The following is a 22,240-nucleotide window of genomic DNA, read 5'->3' on the forward strand; positions in this document are numbered from 1 at the left end:
CCACCCACAGGGCAGACTGTCGAGGGCGATTCCGGCAGTACCGGCAGGGGGCAGCCAATGGACCGTGACAGCGGGCCACATGTACCGAAGCAGCGCGTTCCGCACGCCGACGACGGCACCGGCCCGCGCGGCGAGAAGAGCGCCGGCCCGCGCGGCGAGGCGAGCGCCGACGACAACGCCGGCCCGCGCGCCGACGACAACACGGGCCCTCGCGGCGAGGAGAACGCCGACGACGGCACCGGCCTGCGTTTCACGGTGCTCGGGCCCGTCCGGGTCAGGCGGGGCTCCGAGACCCTGCCGTCCGGCTCCCCGCAGCAACGCGCCCTGCTCGCCGCGCTGTTGCTCCGCGACGGACGGACCGCGACCGCATCCGAGCTGATCGACGCGATCTGGGGCGAGCAGGCGCCCCCGCAGGCCCTGGCCGCCGTCCGCACCTACGCCTCCCGCCTGCGCAAGGCGCTGGACGCCCGGGCGCTGGTCAGCGAGTCCGGGGGCTACGCGCTGCGGATCGAGCGGGACGCGCTCGACCTGGCGGTGGCGCAGGAGCTGGCCGCCGAGGCGTACAAGGCGCACGCGGCGGGCGACCGCGCCCGGGCCCGGGCCCTGATCAACAAGGTGCTCGGGCTGTGGGACGGCGAACCGCTCTCCGGCGTCCCCGGCCCCTACGCGGAGAACCAGCGCGCCCGGCTGGCCGAGTGGGGCCTCCAGCTGCTGGAGACCCGCCTCGGTCTGGACCTGGAGGTCGGCCGGCACCAGGAGGCGGTCTCCGAGCTGACCGCGCTCACCGCCGAGCACCCGCTGCGCGAACGGCTGCGCGAGTTGCTGATGCTGGCGCTCTACCGCAGCGGCCGCCAGGCCGAGGCCCTCGCCGTGTACGCGGACACCCGTCGGCTGCTCGCCGAGGAGCTGGGCGTCGACCCGCGCCCCGAACTCGCGAGCCTCCAGGAGCGCATCCTGCGGGCGGACGCGGAACTGGCCGCCCCGGCCGAGGAGCCCGCGCCCACCGTGCGGATCACCCGGCCCGCCCAACTACCGGCCACTGTCCCCGACTTCACCGGACGGGACGCCTTCGTGCGGGAGCTGAGCGACCGGCTGGCCACCGCCGAGGGCTCGGTGATGGCGGTCTCCGCCCTCGCGGGCATCGGCGGCGTCGGCAAGACCACCCTCGCCGTCCATGTCGCCCACCGGGCCCGGGCGCGGTTCCCGGACGGCCAGTTGTACGTGGACCTCCAGGGCACCGGCAGCCGGGCGGCGGAGCCCGAGGCGGTACTCGGCGCGTTTCTGCGGGCCCTCGGCGCGGCGGACTCGGCCGTGCCGGACACCCTGGACGAACGGGCCGCCCTCTACCGCTCGATGCTGGACGGCCGCCGCGTCCTGGTGCTGCTGGACAACGCCCGGGACGCGGCCCAGATCCGGCCGCTGCTGCCCGGCACCCCCGGCTGCGCCGCCCTGGTGACCAGCCGGGTGCGGATGGTCGACCTGGCGGGCGCGCACCTGGTGGATCTGGACGTGATGTCCCCGGACGAGGCACTTCAGCTCTTCACCCGGATCGTGGGCGCCGAGCGGGTCTCGGCGGAGCGCGAGGCGGCCCTGGACGTGGTCGCCGCCTGCGGCTTCCTGCCCCTGGCCATCCGGATCGCGGCCTCCCGGCTGGCGTCCCGGCGGACCTGGACGGTCTCGGTCCTCGCGGCCAAGCTGGCGGACGAGCGTCGCCGGCTGGACGAGCTCCAGGCGGGCGACCTGGCGGTGAAGGCCACCTTCGAGCTGGGCTACGGCCAGTTGGAGCCCGCCCAGGCGCGGGCGTTCCGGCTGCTGGGGCTGGCCGACGGGCCGGACATCTCGCTGGCCGCGGCGGCGGCCGTGCTGGACCTGCCTCCGCACGACACGGAGGACCTGGTCGAGGCGCTGGTCGACACCTCCCTGCTGGAGTCCGCCGCCCCGGGCCGGTACCGCTTCCACGACCTCGTGCGGCTCTACGCGCGTGCGTGCGCGGAGCGGGACGAGCAGCGGCCGGCGGAGCGGGAGGCGGCCCTGTCGCGGCTGCTGGACTTCTATCTGGCGACCGCCGCGCGGGTGTACGCGATGGAGCGGCCGGGCGACCGCCTGGTGGACCACCTGGAGCCGACCGGTGACGCGGCGGGCCTGTCCTTCGCCGACCGCGGCACGGCCCAGGACTGGCTGTACGCGGAGGCCAACTCCCTGCTGGCGTGCGCCCGTCAGGCGGCCCCCGGGGCGCAGCTGCGCCGCGCGGTGGACCTGCTGTGGGCGGTGCAGAACCTGGCGGAGTCCGGGGCGAACGCGAAGACGTACGAGACGGCCGCGTTCGCCGCGGTGGAAGCGGCCCGCGCGGCGGGGGACGTGCGCACCGAGGCCCGGGCCCGGACCTCCCTCACCAACGTCCATCTGGTCGCGGGGCGTTACGCGGAGGCCGACGAGGAGGCGGGGCGGGCCGCCGAGCTGGCGCACCGCGCCGAGGACCCGGTCCCGGTCGCCTACTGGTCGGACAACGACCGGGGCATCATCGCGTTCAACCAGGGCCGCAACGCGGAGGCGGAGGAGTATCTGCGCCGGGCGCAGGAGGGCTCCCGCGCGGACGCCAACCTGCCGGGCGAGGCGAGCGCGCTGTGCAACCTGTCCCGGGTGCACGTGGTGACGGGCCGGGCGGACGATGCGATCACCCTGGCGCAGGAGGGCGTCGCGCTGTACGAGCGCATAGGGCACCGGCTGCGGCTGGCCAACGCCCGTTTCGCGCTGGGGATCGCGCTGACGGCGGCCTCCCGGCACAGCGAGGCCCTGGCGGAACTCCACGAGGCACTGGCGCAGTTCGAGGTGAACCGGCAGCGTCTGTGGGAGGGGACCACGCACTTCAGGATCGCCCAGGTGCATCTGGCGGCGGGCCGCCCGGCCCGGGCGGCGCGGCACGCGGAGCAGGCGCGGGCGATCGGCTGTATCGGCGGGGACCGGACCCTGGGCAAGGTCCTGATCACCCTGGGCGGGGCGCTGGACGGCCTGGGGCAGGCGGACCGGGCGCGGGCCTGCTGGCGGGAGGCGCTGTCCCTGCTGGAGAGGTCGGGGACGGCGGAGGCGGAGGAGGCCCGGCGGCTGCTGGCCGCCCCGGTGCGGGCGGCCTGAGCAGCGCCCCCGGGGCCTTGCGCGGGCCGCCCTGCCCGGCACCCCTCGCGCAGGGCCCCCGGCGCCGGGTTGGGCCCCGGGGCCGGGTTCGGGCTCCCGGGGGGCCGGTTCGGGCCCGTGGCCGGTCCCGGCCCCGGAAAAAACGCCGGGCCAGGCCGTTCATCGAATGTTTATGCTCGTCCGACATGCTCCTCGGCATGCGATGCGTCGCGTCGGGGGGCAGGCGGATCGCACGGACCGAAAGGTCCAGTGGCCTTCTGTCCGGCGGCCCTCGGGGGAGTTGCCGGGCAGGAGGCCACCGAACAGAAACCGGTCGAATTTATGGGGGACGACATGAGCGGCATCGAGAACGGACCCGACGAGATCACCACGATGGGCGACCACCACTCGCCCGCGCCGCCCGGGGACGGCGCCGTGAAGCCGCTGGGCGACCACCACGCGCCGGCCCCGCCGGCCGACGGCCCCCTGAAGCCCCCCAAGGGCGGCGGCGGAGCCACCACCCTGGGCGACCACCACTCCCCGGCTCCGCCGAGGGACTGAGACGGGCCCGGGACCGCACGACGGGGGACACGGAGGCGGTCCCGGGGCCAACCGACGGGGGACGGACGCGGCGGCGGGGAGGGGAGCCTCGCCGCCGCGTCCGCTTGCCGGACAGCGCATCCTGAAGGTCAACGTTCAACAACCGACTGTGGCCTGATGCACACTCAGACACTTCGCCCGTAATGGGGCAGCGTGCGGACAATTTCATAAGGATCTTGGACGGAAACCGAGCACAACCGTACGGTTGCGGTGTGTACTTGGGCGGGTCCGCGTCCCCGTCGCGGATCACACCCCCCTGCCTTCCCCCGAGGTCCACCACAATGATCGAGATACCGGAGCTGGCCGCAGGCGGCCTGGCCGCCGGGACACTGTCGGCGTTCGCCCTCGGCGGCGGGCTGCTGCGCGCCCGCCGCGCCCGCGCCCGGCAGCAGACCGAGATCGAGGCTCTGCGCGAGCGGCTGGACGCCGCGCGCGGCGAACTGGAGCGCGCGGGAGCGGCGTTCGCGGCGGAGGTGGAACACCTCACCGAGCGCCGGATGCCCGCCGAGGCCACCCGCAGCGCCCACCCCCACGTCCAGGTGCCCGGCCCGCTCGGGCCCGCCGGCGCCGGACTGGACGGCGTCCTCGACAGTCTGCGCGGCGCCATCGCCCACGAGCGCAAGCGGGTCGACGCCGCCGCCCGCGCCGGCATGCGGGGCGCCACCCGCGAGATCCAGGCCGGCCTCTACCGCCTCCAGGACGTCCTCCACGGCCTCCAGCAGCGCTACGACGACCCCGAACTGGCGGGGACCCTCTACGCCCTCGACCACGAGAACGAGCAGTCCCTGCGCCGCGCGCAGGTCGCCGCCGTGGTCTGCGGCGCCTGGGTGGGCCTCGCCCGCGAGGAGTCCCACCTGGTCGACGCGGTCACCGGCGGCCAGGCCCGGCTCGTCGGCTACCACCGCGTCCAGGTCCACCACCACCTGGAGCCGGGCACCGCGCTGGTCTCGCACGCGGTCGAGCCGGTCGCCATCATCGTCGCGGAGCTGCTCGACAACGCGCTGCGCCACTCCTCCCCCGACACCGCCGTCGTGGTCAACCTGGAGCGGGCCCACCACGGCGTCACCGTCACCGTGGACGACGCCGGTGTGGGCATGGCCCCCGACGAACGCGCCCGCGCCCAGCGGATGGTGGCGGGCAGCGACCCGATCCTCCTCTCCGAGCTGGGCGACCCGCCGCGCATGGGACTCGCCGCGATCGGCCAGCTCACCCGGCAGTTCGACCTGACCGTCGACCTCTCCACGCCCTCCCCGTACGGCGGTGTGCGCGCGGTCCTGCTGGTGAAGAACCACCTGCTGTCGTACATCGACCCCGTGCTGCACCCGGCCGCCGCCGGCGCCGCGCCCTCCACCCGGCCCGCCGCCGAGCCCGAGCACGAGCAGCGGCCGGACCACGACCACCCGGGCCCCGCCGAGGACGTCCGGGAGCGCCCCCGCTCCCCGTTCGAGCCGCCCGCCCGGCCCGCGGCGCCCCGGCCCGCGCCCGCCTCCGGTGCCCCCGTCCCGGCGAGGGCGACCGCACCCGCGGCCCTGCCCGGAACCGCCGCCCCCGAAGACGGTGACGACGACGCGCTCCCCCAGCGCCGCCGCCGCACCCCCGCCCAGTCCCCCGCGCCGGCCCGGCAGCCGGCCACCCCCGCCCGCACCCCCGAGGAGTCCGCCGCGGCTCTCGGGGCCCTGCAGTCCGCCACCAGGGCGGCGCGCCAGGCGGCCGCCGCCCCCGAAGGGAGCGACCCCCGATGAACGCCCGCGAGACCGGTGACTCCGCCTGGGTGCTCGACCCGATCCTGGAGATCCCGCACGTACGCGCGGCCGTGCTGCTGACCCGGGACGGTCTGGTGTCCGGCTTCTCCGCGGCCCTCGCCCAGGACTCCGCCGAGCGCGTCGCCGCCATCGTCTCGACCGTGCAGGGGGCCTGCCGCACCGCGGCGGCCGCCTTCGCCGACGCCCCCGCGGCCCAGCTCCGGCAGGTCGTCGTGGAGTCCGACCACGGCTACATCCTGGTCGCGCCCACCGACCACGGCACCTGTGTGGCCGCCTACGGCGGCCCGGAGGTCCGGCTCGACCTGCTGGGCCACCGCGTCCACTCGCAGGTCGCCCGGCTCGGCGAGAAGGCCATGGCCGCGGCGCCCCGCGCCGACGGCGGCTTCCCGGCATGACGGGCCGCCGCCGGGGCGGCCGCCCGCTGGTCCCCGCCTACCTGTCGACTGGCGGGGTGGCGCGGCCGAGCCGCAACAGCCTGGAGCGTCTGTCCGTGCTGACCGGGCCGGGCGGCCCCGCCCCCGCGGGGCTGCCCCCGGCCCAGCACGCCCTGCTGGACCTCCTGGACGGCGGGTCCCTGACCGTGATGGAGAGCGCGGCGCTGCTGCGCCTGCCGGTCTCCGCCGTGCGGGTGCTGGCCGCCGCCCTGATCGACCAGGGGCTGGTGAGCGCCCGCCCGCCGGTCCCCTCCGCCGCCCTGCCCGACCGCGACCTGCTGAAGAGAGTGGCCGATGGCCTCCGCGCCCTCAAGCTCTGACCGGATGCACAGCCCCGCCGTCCCCGCCGACGTGGCCCATCTGCCGGACTCCGCACGCGAGTTGGTGAAGATCTTGGTCACCGGCCCGTTCGGGGTCGGCAAGACCACCCTGATCGACTCGGTCTCCGAGATCCGCCCCCTGCACACCGAGGAGCACCTGACCGAGGCGTCCGCGCAGGTCGACGACCTCGCCGGGGTCCGGGACAAGACCACCACCACGGTGGCGATCGACTTCGGCCGGGTCTCCCTCGGCGACTCGGTCGTCCTCTATCTGTTCGGCACCCCGGGGCAGGAGCGTTTCCGCCCCCTGTGGGACGACATCGCCTACGGCGCCCTCGGCGCCCTGGTCCTGGTGGACACCCGCCGGATCGACGCCTCCTTCGACGTCCTCGGGCTCGTCGAGGAGTCCGGGGTGCCGTACGCGGTGGCCCTCAACACCTTCCCGGACGCCAAGCGCTACAGCGAGGAGCAGTTGCGCAAGGCGCTCGACCTGGCTCCCGACACCCCGCTCGTCACCTGCGACGCGCGCGACACCAACGCGTCCGTGGACGCGCTGCTCGCCCTCGTCCAGCACCTGATCGACCGCATGGCCCCGGAGGCGACGTGACCGCGTACCCCGCCCGCTCGGACGCCTTCACCCTCACCGCGCCGGTGCGGCTGTGGGAGGACGGCTTCGCCGCCGACCCGTACGCGTACTACGCGACGCTGCGCGCCCAGGGCCCGATCGGCTGGGCCGAACTGGCGCCCGGTGTCTTCGCGTACATCGTGACCGACCGGCGCGCGGCCCTCGACCTGCTGCACGACACCGAGACGTTCTCGGTGGACCCGCGCCCGTGGGAGAAGACCGTCTCGGAGGACTCCCCGATCCTCGGCATGATGCGCTGGCGCGCCAACGCCCTGTTCGCGGACGGCGCCGAGCACGTGCGCTACCGGCAGACCCTGCTGGACGCTTTCGACCTGGTCGAGCCGCACGAGCTGCGCGAGCGGGTGCACAAGGCGGTGGACATCCTGGTGTCCCGCTTCGGCCCGGACGGAAAGGCGGACCTGGTCACCCAGTTCGCCCGGCCGATGATGGCCCTGGTCTTCAACAACCTCTTCGGGCTGCCCGACAGCGAGTCGGGCCGGCTGGACGCGGCGCTCGGCGCGATGATGGAGGGCGGCGAGCGCTCCGCCGAGGGCGAGGCCGAGTACGGCCGGTACGTCATGGAGCTGATCGCCGCCAAGACCGCCCGGCGCGGCGACGACCTGACCAGCCGGCTGCTGGACCACCCCCTGGGGCTCACCCCCGAGGAGGTCGTCTGGCAGGTGTTCCTGACCCTCGGCGCGGGCCACGAGCCCTCGGCGAACCTGATCTCCAACGCCCTCTCCCGCATCCTGGGCAACCCCGCCTACTACTCCACCCTCACCTCCGGCGCCCGCCCGGTGATGGACGCCGTGATGGAGGTGCTGCGGTACGAGACCCCGCTGGCCAACTACGGGGTGCACTACGCGCGGGAGTCGGTGAGCTTCCACGGCGTGTGGATCCAGGCGGCCGTCCCGATCGTCATCTCCTTCGGCGCGATGGGGCACTTCGCGGAGAAGGACTTCGCCGGAAGCCACCATCCGCACGACGCCTCCCACGTCTCGTGGGGCGCCGGGCCGCACGCCTGCCCGGTGAAGCAGCCCGCGCTGCTGATCGCCACCGAGTCGGTGGAGCGCCTGACCCAGTGGCTGCCGGACATGGAGCCCGTGGTCGCCCGTGAGCGGCTGACCTGGCGTCCGGGGCCGTTCCACCGCTCGCTCACCGCGCTGCCGGTCCGCTTCACCCCGCGCACGCCCGACCGCATCCCTTCGCTCTCCCCCGATGCTTCCGACGCTTCCGTTGCTTCCGACCAGGCAGGAGACCGCGCATGACCGTGTCCTCGCGTGTGGCCATCGACCCGTTCGGCGCCGACATCGTCGCCGAGAGCGCCCGGCTGCGCTCGCAGGGCGCGGTCGTACCCGTCGAGCTGCCGGGCGGTATCCCGGCCTGGGCGCCGACCGGGTACGACACCCTGAAGCGGCTGATCCTGGACCCGCAGGTCAGCAAGGACCCGCGCAAGCACTGGGCGCTCTTCCCGAAGGTCCTCGAAACCCCCGAGTGGAGCTGGATCCTCGGCTGGGTCGGGGTGGTCAACATGCTCTCCACGTACGGCAGCGACCACACCCGGCTGCGCCGGCTGGTCGCCCCGAGCTTCACCGCCCGCCGCACCGAGGCGATGCGCGACCGGGTTGAGGCGATCACCGCCGAACTGCTGTCGGACGTGGACGCGGCGGGCGCCGACGACTCGGTGGTCGATGTGAAGGCCGCCTTCGCGCACCCCCTGCCGATGCGCATGATCTGCGAACTCTTCGGTGTGCCGGACCACTTGCACGAGGCGACCGCCGCGCTGATCGCCGCCATCATGGACACCTCCGACCCGACCCCCGAGCACGCCGCCTGGGTGCAGGAGCAGATCGGCACGGTGCTCGGCGGGCTGATCGCGTACAAGGCCCAGAACCCGGGCGACGACATGACCACCGAGCTGATCCGGGTCCGCGACGAGGACGGCGACCGCCTCGGCGACGAGGAACTGCTCTACACCCTGCTGCTGGTCATCGGCGCGGGCTTCGAGACGACGGTGAACCTGATCGGCAACGCGGTGGTGGCCCTGCTGAGCCACCCGGAGCAACTGGCCGCCGTGCGGGCCGGGGAGATCTCCTGGGACCAGGTGATCGACGAGGTGCTGCGGGTCCACCCCTCGATCGCCTCGCTGCCGCTGCGGTTCGCGGTGACGGACGTCGAGGTCGACGGGGCGCTGATCCCGGCGGGCGACGCCATCCTCACCACGTACGCGGCGGCGGGCAACGACCCGGCGCACTACGGGGAGACGGCCGCCGCCTTCGACGCGACCCGGGCCGCCGACGACCACATGGCCTTCGGTATCGGTGTGCACCGCTGCATCGGTGCGCCGCTGGCACGGATGGAGGCGATCACGGCCCTGCCCGCGCTCTTCGACCGCTACCCGGACCTGGCGCTCGCGGTGGAGCCGGACCAGCTGAAGCAGGTGCCCTCGTTCATCGCCTACGGCTGGCAGGAGATCCCGGTCCGCCTGCGCGGCTGAACCACCGCCCCCGCCGCCCCCGCCGCCCACAGAACGGGCCCGGCCCGGCACCGCGCGCTCGCGGTGCCGGGCCGGCGCCGTGTGTCCCGGGGCGGGTCCGGTGCGGCCGGCCCGGCTCGGGGTGGCCGGGTACGCGCCGTCGGCTGGGGCGTCGCCCTCGGCCGGGGCGTCGCCGTCGGTGCCGATGCGGGCGACAGGTCACTGCTCGTCCCGCTGTCCCCGCCCCTGTCCGGGGCCGGGGCCCGAGGGCCCGGGCCCGGGGCCGGGCAGCGTCGGCGGTCCGTCGGGCCCCCAGTGGTCGCCGCCGGGGCGCCCGTCACCGGGCCGCCGCTCGTCCGGGCGCAGCTCGTACGGTCCCCGGCGGTAGGGCACGGGGCCGGTCGGGTCCGGCCCGTAGGGCCCCCAGTCGTCCTCCGGGGACACGGTGTGCGGCTCCCCGTCGAGGTCCCGGCCGGCCGGACGCGGACGGCCGCTCATCACCAGCGCGGCCAGCAGCAGCACCACCCCGCCGCCCGCCGCGAGCGCCACCCCGTCCCCGAGACCGCCGCCGTCGCCCACCGACAGGCTGCCCGCGGCCTGGCCCTGGCGCACCATCCACAGCACGGTGAAGCCCAGCACGATCAGCCCGGACAGGGCCACCAGGAGCCGGGAGCGCAGCAGCACCCCGAGGACGGTGATCAGGGCGGCGAAGGCGAAGGGCAGCAGAACCGAGGAGGCCAGGGCCGCCCCCGTGTCCGTGATGCCGTTGAAGAAGTCCTGGATCCGGTAGTCGCGGCCGGGACGGCCGTCGTACCAGTCACGGAAGGGGCTCCATACGGCGGCCGCCGCTCCTGCGAGGGCGAGGATCGAGCCGAGGACGTTGCGGACCATCAGCGGCCCTCCTCCGAGTCAGCCGTCGGGGTCGTCCGGCGCCGCGCGCCGTCCCCCCGTCAGGTCGTGACCGCTCCCCGTCCCGACGCTACGCCCGCCCCCGGGGCACCGCCACCCGCCGCGGACCGCGCCCGCGACGGGCCCGCCGGCCGGTGTGCCGAGGGCCCCCGCCGTGCTCAGCGCGCGGCGGCGCCCCGGCCCGTGGCCGTGCCCTTGACAGCGTCCAGCGCGTAGACGCAGCGGTCCTTGCTGCACGCGTACACGACACCGTTGCGCACCACCGGGCTGCCGGTGATCTCGCCACCGGTGGCCAGCTTCCAGCGCAGCTGCCCGCCGGTCGCGTCCAGGGTGTAGAGGACGTGGTCCGCCGAGCCGAAGTGGACCCGCCCGTCCGCGACGACCGGCGCGCCCACGACCTCTCCGCCCGCGGCGAACCGCCACATCGGGGTGCCGGTGACGGCGTCGAGCGTGTAGAGCGCGCTGCCGCTGCCGACGTGGATGTTCCCGGCCGCGACGAGGACCGGCTCCACGGACTGCCGGGACTCGGTCGCGATCCGCCAGCGGTCCTTGCCGGTGGTCGCGTCGAGGGCGTAGACCGTGCCGAGGTAGTCGGCCAGGTACACCCCGCCGCCGGTGACGGCCGGGCCGGGCGCGAAGGCGGGCGGGCAGAGGAAGACGGCCGGCGCCTCGAAGTGCCAGCGCACCCGCCCGGTCGCGATGTCGAAGGCGAGCACCCGGGTGCCGGCCGAGACGTAGACGTAGCCGTCGGGCGCGGCGGCCACCCGGACGGGGACGTTTCCGCAGGAGGCCGCGTCCCCGATCGGGTAGGACCAGCGCTCCTCGCCGGTCCGGGCGTCCAGGGCGCGAAGCCGGGCGTCCTTCCACACGTAGACGGTGTCCCCGAAGATCGCGGGGCCCGCCTCGGCGGTCTCGAAGTCGGTCTGGGCGCCGGTGATCTCCCAGAGCTTCTCGCCGTTGGACGCCTCCCGGGCCTGCACCCCGCCACCGCGGGTGCCGGTCAGGACGGTGCCCCGGTCGACCTTGAGCGAGTACACCCAGGCGTCGCTCTGGAGCCGCCAGCGCTCGGCGCCGCTGCCCGCGTCCAGGGCGTACAGGGCCGGCCCGTCGGAACCGTGGATGCGTCCGCCGTCCACGGCCATGGACCAGGCGACGTCCCGGGTCTTGAACTGGCGCCGGCCGGTGCCGGTGTCCAGCGCGTGCACCTCGAAGGAGGTCACGTAGAGCAGCTCGCCGTCGACCGCGGGGGTCCCCCAGACGTCGTTGGACATCCGGAAGCGCCACGGACGCCAGTGCCCGGGGCCGCCCTCCTGCAGCGGCACCGGCGGGGCCTGGGGCGCGGGGGCCGCGCCGTGCGCCTCGGAGCCGTTCACCCCGCCGGGCGGGCGGATCCAGCCGGTGGCCGGTCCCGCGTCCACCGCTGCCGCGCGGGAGGCGTCCGCGACCCGCGGGCCGGGCCCGATCGCCACGCCCGCGCCCGCCAGGCGCACCGGCCCGCTGTCACCGGCCGCTCCGCCGCCCCGGGGGTCGCCGGACGCGGCCCACGAGGGCTCGGGCGGGGCGTGCGGGGGCCGGGGCGGCTCGGGCGGACGGGACGGGGCCGGACCACGCCCCGGGGTGCGCCCGCCCCCGCCGCGCCGGGCCTCGATCATGGCGGTGGCCCGGCCGGGCAGCCAGGCGGACGCGGTACCGCTGTCGTCGTGCCCGGACGAGAAGAGATGCGGGGCGAGCTGCGCCTGGAGGTCCTCCGGGGAGGGCCGCAGCCCGGCGTCCATCTGCATGCAGTGCTCGATCAGCGGCCGCAGCTCCTCGGGCAGCCCCTCCAGGTCCGGCCCCTCGCGCAGCAGCATGAACACGGTCTCCACGGGGTTCGCGCCGTGGAAGGGGGCGTGCCCGGTGGCGGCGAAGACCAGGGTGGAGCCGAGGGAGAAGACGTCACTGGCCCCGGTGACACTGCGGGAGTCCCGGGCCTGCTCGGGCGACATGTAGGCGGGGGTGCCGACGGCGACGTTGGTCATGGTCAGCCGGGTGTTGGACACCCCGGACGCGATACCGAAGTCGATCACCCGCGGGCCGTCCTCGACGACCAGCACGTTCGACGGCTTCAGGTCGCGGTGCACCAGACCGGCGCCGTGGATCGACTGCAGGGCCTCGGCGATACCCGCGGCCAGCCAGCGCACCGCCTGTGCGGGCAGCGGCCCGCACTCGTTGACGATCTCCTCCAGGGAGGGCGCGGGGACGTACGCGGTCGCGAGCCAGGGCACGGCGGCGCGGGGGTCGGCGTCGACGACGGCGGCCGTGTAGAACCCGCTGACCGCGCGGGCGGCCTCCACCTCGCGCGTGAAGCGGACCCGGAAGAGCTGGTCCTCGGCGAGTTCGGTGCGCACCGTCTTGATCGCCACCCGGCGGCCGGACGCCGACCGTGCGAGATACACCAGTCCCATGCCGCCGGCCCCGAGCCGGCCCAGCACCTCGAACGGACCGATCCGTCTCGGGTCGTGCTGCGTCAGCGCCTCCATACCTGCGTCCCACCTCCCCGTACGGGCCCGTTCGTCGTGGAGCCCGTCTCTTGCCGCCCCGTGCAGGGTCTCACCATTGAGCCCTCAGCGGTGAGCACCCTGATTCTTCCTGTCCGGGGCGGCTGTTGCGAACCCGGGGGCGGATCGGGGTGTCTCACCGTTTATCGGACACGGTGGTGAGGCCGGGGCGACGCGTGCGCCGCCCGCGGGCAGGTACCGGCAGGACGTCCGCCGGCCCCGGGGGCGCGGACCGGGCCGCGCGAACGCCCGGCCCGGCGGGTCATCCGCGCCGGGCGGGGGCGTCGTCGCCGTCCGGGCGGTCGGGGCCGCCGTCGCCGCCGCCCGGTTCGCCGGACGCGGGCCCGGCGGACCGGGGTGAGCCCCCGGGCTCGTCGCCGTCGCCGTCGTCGTCCGGCTTCCCGGGGCCGGGCTCGGCCGGGGGTTCCTCCGGAGCCGGGGCGGACCCGGCGGGCCCGGCGGAGCCCGCGGACTCGCCGCGTCCGCCGGCCGGGCGGCCGGGCTCCTCGGGCTCATGGGGGTCGTCGGCGCGGTCCGGCTTGCCGGAGGGCGACCCTGCGCCCTCGGCGGGCCTGCCCGACCCGGCCGAACCCGCCGATCCGCCGCCCTCGTCGTCCGGCTCGGCGCGCCCGACCGGGACCTCCGAGTGGCCGTTGCCCGGGGGCTGCTGCTCCGTGTCCTCGGCCCGGGCGGAGCCGGGGGACTCGCCGCGCCCCCCGGCCGGGCGGCCGGGCTCGGCCGCCGGGTCGGTCCGGTCGGGGCCGGGGGGCAGCTCCGGAGCCTGGGTGGTCCGGTCCGGACCGGGGAGCGGCTCCGGAGCCGGGGCGGGTTCCGAGGGCTCGTGGCCCGGGGGCGCGTCCGGGGCCGGGACCGGCCCGGGGGCGTCGTGCGGCCAGCCCTCGTCGTCGCTCGCGGCACCCGTACCGCCCCCGCCCGAGGGCGCCGCCGCCTCCGCCAGCACCGCGAACTGCGCGCCCTGGTCGTCGGCGAAGACGGCCATCCGCCCGTACGGGATGTCGTACGGCGCCGTCCGCACCCGGCCGCCCAGCCGGGCGACCGTCTCGGCCGCCGCGTCGCAGTCCTCGACGCGGAAGTAGACGAGGAAGTGCCCCGGCATCTCCGCCGGGAGCGAGTCGTCGATGACACTGCGCCCGCCGACCGCGGAGCTCTCGCCGGGCTCCGTTCCCGCCGGCGACCACATGCGGAAGTCCTCGGAGCCGAGCCCGTGCAGGTCCGTTCCCTGGAAGCCGAAGACCCCCTCGTAGAAGGCGTCCACCCGCTCCTTGGCCCGGGTGTAGACCTCGGTCCAGCAGTACGAACCGGGGTCGCCGTGCTTCTCGAAGCCCTCACGCTCCGCCGCCTGCCACAGGCCGAAGACCGCGCCGCCCGGGTCCGCCACCACGGCGGTGACCGCTTCCGTGCCCGCCGGCAGCGGGTCGTTGATCACCTGCCCGCCGCTCGCGGTGATCAGCCGGGCGGTGCTCCGGGCGTCCTCGGTGGCCAGGTAGACGCCCCACACGGTGGGCATCCGCCCGTCCCGCTTGGGCGTCAGCGCCGCGACGAGCCGCCCGTCGCTGTACGCGTCCGCCCAGCGTCCCCGCGTACCGCCGCCCGGCAGGGGCTCCCCGCCGCGGTCGGTGAACGTCCAACCGAACAGGGCGCCGTAGAACCGCTTGCCCGCTGCCACATCAGGGAGGGCCGCGTCCACCCAGCACGGTGTTCCCGGTACGAATCCGGCCATCGACGTGATCCCTTCACCGTGGTGCCCGTCACACTCAAGCTAACGGCGGCCCGGCCGGTGCGCGCGAAAACTATTCGAACAGAAGATCGACAAATGGCTTTTGTCCGAGTTCACACCCCACTTTCGGGGGGTTCCGACGTCACCTCGTCCACGAATTTTGTCCACAGGCTGTTGATAACACTTATCCCTCTGTGGATCGCCACCCCATTTGCAGTCGGCCGAATCGCGCGCTGATCACCCCTCGGTAAGCTGACGGCATGACAGGACAAGTACGCACCGTCGACGGTCGCGTGGCCGGTCGACGCGGTCAGGCGACGCGGCAGAAACTGCTCGACTGCCTCAGCGAGATGCTCAGCTCCTCGCCGTACCGGGACGTCAAGGTCATCGACGTCGCACGGAAGGCGGGCACTTCGCCCGCGACGTTCTACCAGTACTTCCCCGACGTCGAAGGCGCCGTCCTCGAACTCGCCGAGGAGATGGCCAAGGAGGGGGCGTCACTGACCGAACTGGTCGCCGGACGCTCCTGGACCGGCAAGGCCGGATGGCTCACCGCCGAGGAACTCGTCGAGGGATTCCTCGACTTCTGGCGTCGCCACGACGCGATCCTCCGGGTCGTCGACCTCGGGGCGGCGGAGGGCGACAAGCGCTTCTACAAGATCCGCATGAAGATCATGACCTCGGTCACCAACTCCTTGTCGGAGGCGGTGGCGGAACTCCAGTCCAAGGGCAAGGTCGACAAGGAGGTGAGCCCCGGCGCGATGGCGGGCTCCCTGGTCGCGATGCTTGCGGCGGTCGCCTCGCACCAGAAGGGCTTCAGCACCTGGGGTGTGAAGCAGGCCGAACTCAAGCCCAATCTCGCGCTGTTGGTGCACCTGGGCATCACCGGCAGAAAGCCGACGAGGTAACGCATAGCCCCACTGACCCCACGTCCTGTCACACCGGCGGCGGCCACCCCACGAGGTGGCCGCCGCCGCGTGTTTGCGCCACCGCGCGCTTCAATGGGGCCATGCACGAGGAGCACAAGGAGCACGAGGACCAGAGCGTCACCCAGGCCGAGTTCCGGGACCTGCTGCGCGCCCAGCGCGTATGGGACCTGCCGGAACTGCCCTCCTTCGACCCGGAGGCGGCACCCGGCGATCCCCTTCCCCTGTTCCACCGGTGGTTCGCCGAGGCGGTGGCGGCCGGGCAGACAGAGCCCCACACCGCCACCCTGGCGACCGCCGACGAGCGGGGCCGCCCGGATCTGCGCACCCTGATGCTGCACGACGCGGACGAGCACGGCTGGCACTTCGCCACCCACGCCACCAGCGCCAAGGGCCGCCAGCTCGCCGCCCGCCCGGAGGCGGCGCTCGGCTTCTACTGGCCCGCGCAGGCCCGGCAGATCCGGGTGCGCGGCACGGTCACGGCCCGCCCGTCCGCCGAGGGGCAGGCGGATCTGCACGCCCGGTCCACCGGGGCACTGGCCGCCGCCCTCACCGGACGGCAGAGCGAAGTCCTCGGCTCGGCAGCCGAGTTGGCCCGCGCCTCGGCGGCAGCCTGGGAGCGGGCACAGGCGGAGCCGGCCGCCCCCGTGCCGACGTGGACGGCGTACGTCCTGCGTCCGCGCGAGGTCGAGTTCTTCCAGGGCGAGGCCCGGCGCCGGCACGTACGGCTCCGATACCGGCGGGGGGACGGGCGCGGGGGCTGGATGCGGGAACTCCTCTGGCCGTGACCGCGGCCGGGGGTGCGGTCACGGCCCCGGGGCGGCCAAGGGTGCGGTCACGACCCCGGGACGGCCGGTGAAACGCCCCGTTTCCTGACCTGACGTCACTTTCACTCAGGGCACAGTCACCCGAGCGTGACCCTTTCGCAACCGAACCCGGTCTTGACTGAGACCCATCAAGAAATCGGAAGATTTACGCTCTCCGTTCATGGCCGGAGAAATGGGCAGCATCAAGGGCATCGACCGCACGGACGACCGGCCCGTCTATGTCGTCGGCGGTGGACCGGGCGGTCTGGCCGTCGCCGCCGCACTGCGGGGGCGGGGTGTGCGGGCCGTCGTGCTGGAGCGATCCGGCGCCGTGGGCGCGTCCTGGCGCGGCCACTACGACCGGCTCCGCCTGCACACCACCCGCCGGCTGTCCGCCCTCCCGGGCCTGCCCATCCCCCGGGCCGGCGGCCGCTGGATCGCCCGCGAGGACCTCGTCGACTACCTCGACGCGTACGCGGAGCACCACGAGCTGGAGATCGTCACCGGCGTGGAGGTCTCCCGGATCGAACGCGCCGACGGCAGCGACTGGTTGCTCCGCGCCAGCGGGGGGCGTGAGCTGACCGGACGGGCGGTCGTGGTCGCCACCGGCCACCACCACACCCCCCGGATGCCCGACTGGCCCGGACGCGAGGCGTTCACGCCCGAGCTGATCCACGCCCGCGACTACCGCAACCCCGGCCCGTACGCGGGCAAGGACGTCCTCGTCGTGGGCGCGGGCAACACGGGGGCGGAGATCGCCGTCGACCTGGCCCGGGGCGGGGCCGCGCGGGTGCGCCTTGCGGTTCGGACCGCGCCGCATCTGGTGCGGCGGTCGACCATGGGCTGGCCGTCCCAGCGGTCCGCCATCCTGATCCGCCGGCTCCCGCTGCCGGTCGCGGACGGCGCGGGCCGGGTGCTGACCCGGCTGACCATGCCCGACCTGACCGCACACGGGCTGCCGCGCCCCGCCACCGGCCTGGCCACCCGCGCCCGCGCGGGCGCGATCCCGGTCCTGGACCCCGGGCTGACCACCGCCGTGCGGGAGGGCGCAGTCGAAGTGGTCGCCGCCGTGGAGTCGTTCGAGGACACCAAGGTGGCCCTGGCGGACGGCACCCTGGTCGCGCCGGACGCGGTGATCGCGGCGACCGGCTACCGGCCGGCCCTGGAAGGGCTCGTGGGGCACCTGGACGTCCTGGACCCGTCCGGCCGCCCGCGCGTCCGGGGCGGACGCTGCACCGCCGGGGCCCCCGGGCTGTACTTCACCGGCTTCACCAACCCGATCAGCGGGATGCTGCGCGAACTGGCCCTGGACGCGGGCCGCATCGCCCGCGCGGTCGCCCGGGGCTGAACCTCCACCGGGGCCCTACGGCTCCTGTTTCCGCAGCACGTACAGCTCGCCCGCGTCCGGATCGCCGATCACCACGAAGAGTTCGGGCTTCTCCTTCGTACCCGCGAACAGCCAGGTCCGGCCCGCAGCCGCGCCGCAGCCGGGCGGCGCGCCGACGGTCACGCCCGCGCGCCGGTCCCCGTCGCCCGCGTCATGGGCCCAGGTGCCCGTGCCGTCGCAGAACGTGGTGGTGAAGAACTCGCCCCCCTCGTGGGGGACGCCGAAGAGGAACGCGGTGCCGTCGGCCCTCAGCCGGACAACGGTGTCGCCGTCCTCGGCCCGCCAGGTACCCACGGCCTCGGCGCGGCCGATCTCGGGCGGCCGGTAGAAGGCGAGGTGGCCGGTCGAGGTCCCGAACCAGAGAGCGAGGGGGACGAGTGCCAGGCCGCCGAGGGTGAACAGGGTCCACTCCCCGACGATCCGCCCGTGGGTGGCGAGCCGTCCGCGCGCCCTGCGGTGCACCGTCCACACCGCTGCGAGCACCGGGAGGACACCGGCGCCCGCGATCCACAGCAGGGCCGGGAGCCAGGGGGTGCCGGTGAGCAGCCGTGCGGCCAGGGCGTATCCGGCGGCAAGCGGCACGGTGGCCGCGAGGGCCCAGCCGAGGACGGGGTCACCGGCACGGCGGGCGGCGGCGCGGCCGAGGGCGAGGGCCGGCAGCACCAGCGTCCAGGCGTGCGCGAACCCGGCCAGGACCAGTCCGAGCAGGGCGCAGGGGAGCATGACGAGGAAGCCGACGGCCGGGCCGGGGGCGTAGTACGCCTCCTCCCGCGCGGGGAGCAGGGCACACACCACCAGCAGGACGGCGAGCTGCCCGCCGCAGGCCGAGGCCGCGGCGAGGACCGCGCTCCACACCCAGCCCTCGTACGCCTGATGCCGCACGGGCCGGGGCCCACCCACCGTCGTCGCGACCATCTCAGCCCCCCGCTTTTGAACGCGTTCAACAGAGTGACCGTACCGCACGGCGGCGGCTCAGCGCACCCCCGGGACCACCTCTGTCAGGGCCGGGCGGCGGATCACCAGGGCCATCAGGGCGGCGACCGCGCAGAGCGCGCCCGAGGCGTACCAGACGACGTCGTAGCTGCCGAAGACATCGCGGGCGACACCGCCCGCGAAGGCGACCACGGCCGCGCCGACCTGGTGGGAGGCGAGGACCCAGCCGAAGACGATCGCGCCGTCCTCGCCGTAGTGCTCGCGGCAGAGGGCGATGGTCGGCGGGACGGTGGCCACCCAGTCCAGGCCGTAGAAGACGATGAAGAAGATCATCGGCAGATGCACGGAGGGGGCCAGCAGCATCGGCAGGAAGAGCAGGGAGATCCCGCGCAGCGCGTAGTAGACGGCCAGTAGCCGGCGGGCCTCGAAGCGGTCGGTGAACCAGCCGGAGGCGATGGTGCCGACGACGTCGAAGACGCCGATGACCGCGAGGAGCGAGGCGGCCGCCGTGATCGGCATGCCGTGGTCGTGCGCGGCGGGCACGAAGTGCGTCTTGACCAGGCCGTTCGTCGAGGCACCGCAGATCGCGAAGGTGCCCGCGAGCAGCCAGAACGGCCCGGTGCGCGCGGCCCGGAAGAGGACCGCCACCGCTCGGCGGGCCGCCCCCGGCACCGGGTCCGGCTTGGGCGTGAAGCCCTCCGCGCCGTACGCGGCCGCGCCCACGTCGGCCGGGTGGTCGCGCAGCAGCAGCCAGACGAACGGCACCACGGCGAGTGCGGTGAGCGCGACGGTGACCGCGGCCGGACGCCAGCCGTGGCCCTCCACCAGCCAGGACAGCAGCGGCAGGAAGACCAGCTGCCCGGAGGCGCCGGCCGCGGTGAGAATGCCGGTGACCAGCCCGCGCCGCTTGACGAACCAGCGGTCGGTGACGGTCGCGGCGAAGGCGAGCGCCATCGACCCGGAGCCCAGCCCGACCAGCACGCCCCAGAACAGGACCAGTTGCCAGGCGGCGGTCATCCACACGGTGAGCACGGAGCCGGCGGCGATGACCGACAGCGCGACGGCGACCACGCGGCGGATGCCGAAACGGTCCATCAGGGCCGCCGCGAAGGGGGCCGTGAGGCCGTAGAGCGCGAGGTTCACCGAGATCGCGAAGCCGATCGTGCCGCGCGACCAGTCGAACTCCCGGTGCAGGGGCTCGATCAGCAGTCCGGGGAGGGAAGCGAAGCCCGCCGCGCCGATGATCGTCACGAAGGCGACTGCGGCGACGGACCAGGCGCGGTGGACACGGGGCGGGCGGCGCCGGCCGGGGCTTGGCCGGGCGGCCCCGGGGGTCGGGGAACCCGCGGGCGGAGAGCTTGTCTGGGTCACGTCACCCAGACTCGTGTCCGCGCGATCACCGGACGACTGGCCGGGAAGACAGGGTTCGCTAGGATCGGGCCATGGACCAGGAGACGGAGCCGGGCGCCAGGGCTGGGACGGAGCCGGGCGCGGGGACGGATCGGGCAGGGGCCGGGGCGCCGCACCGGGTGGTGGTCCTGGCGCTGCCCGGGCTGCTCCCCTTCGAACTGGGCATTCCGCACCGAATCTTCGGCCGGGCCAGAAGCGCCTGCGGCGCCCCGCTGTACGAGATCGTCACCTGCGGGATCCGCCCCGGACCGGTCCCGACGGACGCCGACTTCGCGATCCAGGTCGAGCACGGGCCGGAGGCCCTGGCCACGGCCGACACCGTCGTCGTCCCGGCCTCGTACCGGCTCGGGCCGGTGTACGGGGAGGGCCGGCTGACCCCGGAACTGTCCGGGGCCCTCGCCCGGGTGCGCCCCGGCACGCGGATGGTCTCCATCTGCACGGGCGGCTACGTACTGGCCGCGGCCGGCCTGCTGAACGGGCGGCCCGCCACCACCCACTGGTCCTCCGCCGAACACTTCCAGCAGCTCTTCCCCGAGGTCCGGGTGGACGCGGACGTGCTGTTCATCGACGACGGGGACGTGCTCACCTCGGCGGGTGTCGCGGCCGGCATCGACCTCTGCCTGCACATCGTGCGCCGCGACCACGGCACGGCGGTCGCCAACGACGTCGCCCGCCGCACGGTCGTGCCCCCGCACCGGGACGGCGGCCAGGCGCAGTACATCCGCCGCCCGCTCCCCGAACCGCAGCTCGCCACCACGACCGCGGCGCGCGCCTGGGCCCTGGACCGGTTGCACGAGCCGATCCAACTGCGCGACCTGGCCCGCCGGGAGGCGATGTCGGTCCGCACCTTCACCCGCCGCTTCCGAGAGGAGGTCGGGCTCAGCCCCGGCCAGTGGCTCACCCGGCAGCGGGTGGAACGGGCGCGGCAGCTGCTGGAGACGACCGAGCTGTCGATGGAACAGGTCGCCCGGGACGCCGGGTTCGGTACCGCGCAGTCCCTGCGCCAGCATCTGACGGCGGTCCTGGGCGTGACCCCGACCGTCTACCGGCGGACCTTCCGCTCGGCGACGCTCTGACGCGCACCGGCCGGGTCCGGGCACGCGGGCGGGGTACCACCCGGGCCTGCCGGGCGGTACGCGCCGTCACCGTCGGCCCGGCGGTGGCCGGTGGCGGAGCCGGAGGTGGTACGGGATGTATGGGAGAGCGGGGGCCGTTGGACCTGCCGCCGGTGGTGGGGGACGTCCGGGAGGGCCGTTGGACCTGCCGCAGGGGAGATCCCCTTCGGAGCCGCCCGAGTTGGGGCGTCCGGCGGGCCCGGACGGGAGGACTGGTCAGCCGGCCGTCGCGCGCAGGGAGCCGTAGGAGTCGGCGCCGAAGGAGGCCCGGGCGGGCCGGCTGCCGAGCGGGGCGGTGGCGGAGCGGGGACATCGGTCCACCTCGCACCAGATCGCCTTGCCGTCGCCCTCGGCCGTCCAGCCCCAGCGGTCCGCCAGCCCGTCGACGAGTTCCAGACCGCGGCCGTTGGTGTCGTCGCCCTCGGCGCGGCGGGGCCTCGGCGGGGCGGCGCTGGCGTCGGCGACCTCCACCCGGACCGTGCCGGCGTCGGCGGGGCCGGCGCCGAAGAGCATCCGCAGCACCGCCGGACAGCCCGTGTGGACCACGGCGTTGGTCACGAGCTCCGAGATCAGCAGGATCAAGGTCTCGGCCAGCGGCTCGTCGTCACGGACGCCGGAGCCCAGCAGACGTGAACGGGCCCATCTCCTGGCTCGCCCCACCTCCGCGGGGTCGGGGCCGATCTCCAACTGCACCTGAAGCACCTGCACCGCTCACACCATCCGAACCGGCGGACACATCGCCTTGCGCCTCACTGCCATCACGGAACGTGATTCCCTTGCCGGACAGCATGGTTGACGTACAGTCACCGCAACAAGCGCTTCGGGCATATTCCAGCGAGAAGGAGTACCCGTGGTGCATACTGTGCGACGCACCGCGCGGGGACTCGAACACAGGGTCGCGGCCCGTACGCACGCCGGATGATCAGCGCGCATCGACGGCACCGGAGCGGCCGTTGTGGCCGTGCCGGGGAACTCCGTCCTCGCAGCGACTCGCATCCCATGGAGGGTACCGGAGCCGGAGGACGACTCCGGGCCGTGACGACCCCTTCCGAGGACACAACCCGGTATCGACGCGACGGTCGACGCAGGGTGACGCCCCGGAGTCCTCGGGCCACAACACTCGGGTCAGAACACGGTCAGAACACTGGGG

17 protein-coding genes and 1 pseudogene are annotated in these 22,240 nt (G+C 74.8%); 12 read left to right on the plus strand and 6 right to left on the minus strand.

Annotated elements, in window-relative coordinates:
• Positions 1–57 precede the first annotated feature (57 nt).
• From afsR to C593_RS0109165, 8 genes are all read left to right on the plus strand, one after another.
• A complete protein-coding gene (gene afsR, locus C593_RS0109130) occupies positions 58–3,132 on the plus strand; it encodes an SARP-family global regulator AfsR (RefSeq protein WP_018846994.1) in 3,075 nt (1,024 codons plus the stop codon).
• Positions 3,133–3,465: 333 nt separating this feature from the next.
• Positions 3,466–3,672: a hypothetical protein gene (locus C593_RS29175; protein WP_037745286.1), complete on the plus strand. Its 207-nt coding sequence runs from the start codon at positions 3,466–3,468 to the stop codon at positions 3,670–3,672.
• Positions 3,673–3,992: 320 nt separating this feature from the next.
• Positions 3,993–5,453, plus strand: coding sequence for an ATP-binding protein (locus C593_RS0109140; RefSeq protein WP_018846996.1), 1,461 nt, complete (start codon positions 3,993–3,995; stop codon positions 5,451–5,453).
• Positions 5,450–5,869, plus strand: a complete 420-nt coding sequence (locus tag C593_RS0109145; RefSeq protein WP_018846997.1) for a roadblock/LC7 domain-containing protein — start codon at positions 5,450–5,452, stop codon at positions 5,867–5,869. Before C593_RS0109140 ends, C593_RS0109145 begins: the two co-directional genes overlap by 4 nt.
• Positions 5,866–6,228: a DUF742 domain-containing protein gene (locus tag C593_RS0109150; RefSeq protein ID WP_018846998.1), complete on the plus strand. Its 363-nt coding sequence runs from the start codon at positions 5,866–5,868 to the stop codon at positions 6,226–6,228. Before C593_RS0109145 ends, C593_RS0109150 begins: the two co-directional genes overlap by 4 nt.
• Positions 6,203–6,835, plus strand: coding sequence for an ATP/GTP-binding protein (locus tag C593_RS0109155; RefSeq protein WP_026277515.1), 633 nt, complete (start codon positions 6,203–6,205; stop codon positions 6,833–6,835). The genes C593_RS0109150 and C593_RS0109155 overlap by 26 nt, the downstream gene beginning before the upstream one ends.
• Positions 6,832–8,121: a cytochrome P450 gene (locus C593_RS0109160; protein ID WP_018847000.1), complete on the plus strand. Its 1,290-nt coding sequence runs from the start codon at positions 6,832–6,834 to the stop codon at positions 8,119–8,121. The genes C593_RS0109155 and C593_RS0109160 overlap by 4 nt, the downstream gene beginning before the upstream one ends.
• Entirely contained in the window at positions 8,118–9,350 is a 1,233-nt protein-coding gene (locus C593_RS0109165; protein WP_018847001.1) for a cytochrome P450, read from the plus strand. Before C593_RS0109160 ends, C593_RS0109165 begins: the two co-directional genes overlap by 4 nt.
• 198 nt (positions 9,351–9,548) lie before the next feature.
• On the opposite strand, the gene C593_RS33650 is transcribed toward C593_RS0109165, so the two are convergent.
• From C593_RS33650 to C593_RS29185, 3 genes and pseudogenes are all read right to left on the minus strand, one after another.
• Positions 9,549–10,220 carry a hypothetical protein gene (locus C593_RS33650; protein WP_018847002.1) on the minus strand — a complete coding sequence of 224 codons (672 nt, stop codon included), beginning with the start codon at positions 10,218–10,220 and terminating at the stop codon, positions 9,549–9,551.
• Positions 10,221–10,396: 176 nt separating this feature from the next.
• Entirely contained in the window at positions 10,397–12,757 is a 2,361-nt protein-coding gene (gene afsK, locus C593_RS0109175) for a protein serine/threonine kinase AfsK (RefSeq protein WP_018847003.1), read from the minus strand.
• A gap of 973 nt (positions 12,758–13,730) precedes the next feature.
• Positions 13,731–14,516, minus strand: a pseudogene (locus C593_RS29185) (VOC family protein); the annotation flags it as partial.
• A 257-nt stretch (positions 14,517–14,773) separates the two neighbouring features.
• On the opposite strand from C593_RS29185, the gene C593_RS0109185 reads away from it, so the two are divergent.
• From C593_RS0109185 to C593_RS0109195, 3 genes are all read left to right on the plus strand, one after another.
• Positions 14,774–15,421 carry a TetR/AcrR family transcriptional regulator gene (locus C593_RS0109185; RefSeq protein WP_037745177.1) on the plus strand — a complete coding sequence of 216 codons (648 nt, stop codon included), beginning with the start codon at positions 14,774–14,776 and terminating at the stop codon, positions 15,419–15,421.
• Positions 15,422–15,522: 101 nt separating this feature from the next.
• Positions 15,523–16,227, plus strand: coding sequence for a pyridoxal 5'-phosphate synthase (locus tag C593_RS0109190; protein WP_018847006.1), 705 nt, complete (start codon positions 15,523–15,525; stop codon positions 16,225–16,227).
• Positions 16,228–16,426: 199 nt separating this feature from the next.
• A complete protein-coding gene (locus tag C593_RS0109195) occupies positions 16,427–17,593 on the plus strand; it encodes a flavin-containing monooxygenase (protein ID WP_486591095.1) in 1,167 nt (388 codons plus the stop codon).
• Between the two features lie 15 nt (positions 17,594–17,608).
• Here the strand turns inward: C593_RS0109195 and C593_RS29190 are convergent, their stop codons facing one another.
• Both C593_RS29190 and C593_RS0109205 read right to left on the minus strand, forming a co-directional pair.
• Positions 17,609–18,514 (minus strand): hypothetical protein, encoded by a 906-nt coding sequence (locus C593_RS29190; RefSeq protein ID WP_018847008.1) that lies wholly within the window; start codon positions 18,512–18,514, stop codon positions 17,609–17,611.
• A gap of 90 nt (positions 18,515–18,604) precedes the next feature.
• A complete protein-coding gene (locus C593_RS0109205) occupies positions 18,605–19,945 on the minus strand; it encodes an MFS transporter (protein WP_037745179.1) in 1,341 nt (446 codons plus the stop codon).
• 62 nt (positions 19,946–20,007) lie between these two features.
• Here C593_RS0109205 and C593_RS0109210 point away from each other — a divergent pair, with 62 nt between their 5' ends.
• Complete coding sequence (locus C593_RS0109210) at positions 20,008–21,051, plus strand: helix-turn-helix domain-containing protein (RefSeq protein ID WP_078521307.1); 1,044 nt, start codon at positions 20,008–20,010, stop codon at positions 21,049–21,051.
• Positions 21,052–21,306: 255 nt separating this feature from the next.
• On the opposite strand, the gene C593_RS29195 is transcribed toward C593_RS0109210, so the two are convergent.
• Positions 21,307–21,798 carry an ATP-binding protein gene (locus C593_RS29195; protein ID WP_018847011.1) on the minus strand — a complete coding sequence of 164 codons (492 nt, stop codon included), beginning with the start codon at positions 21,796–21,798 and terminating at the stop codon, positions 21,307–21,309.
• Between the last annotated feature and the right edge of the window lie 442 nt (positions 21,799–22,240).

This window comes from Streptomyces sp. CNT372 (genome assembly GCF_000377145.1).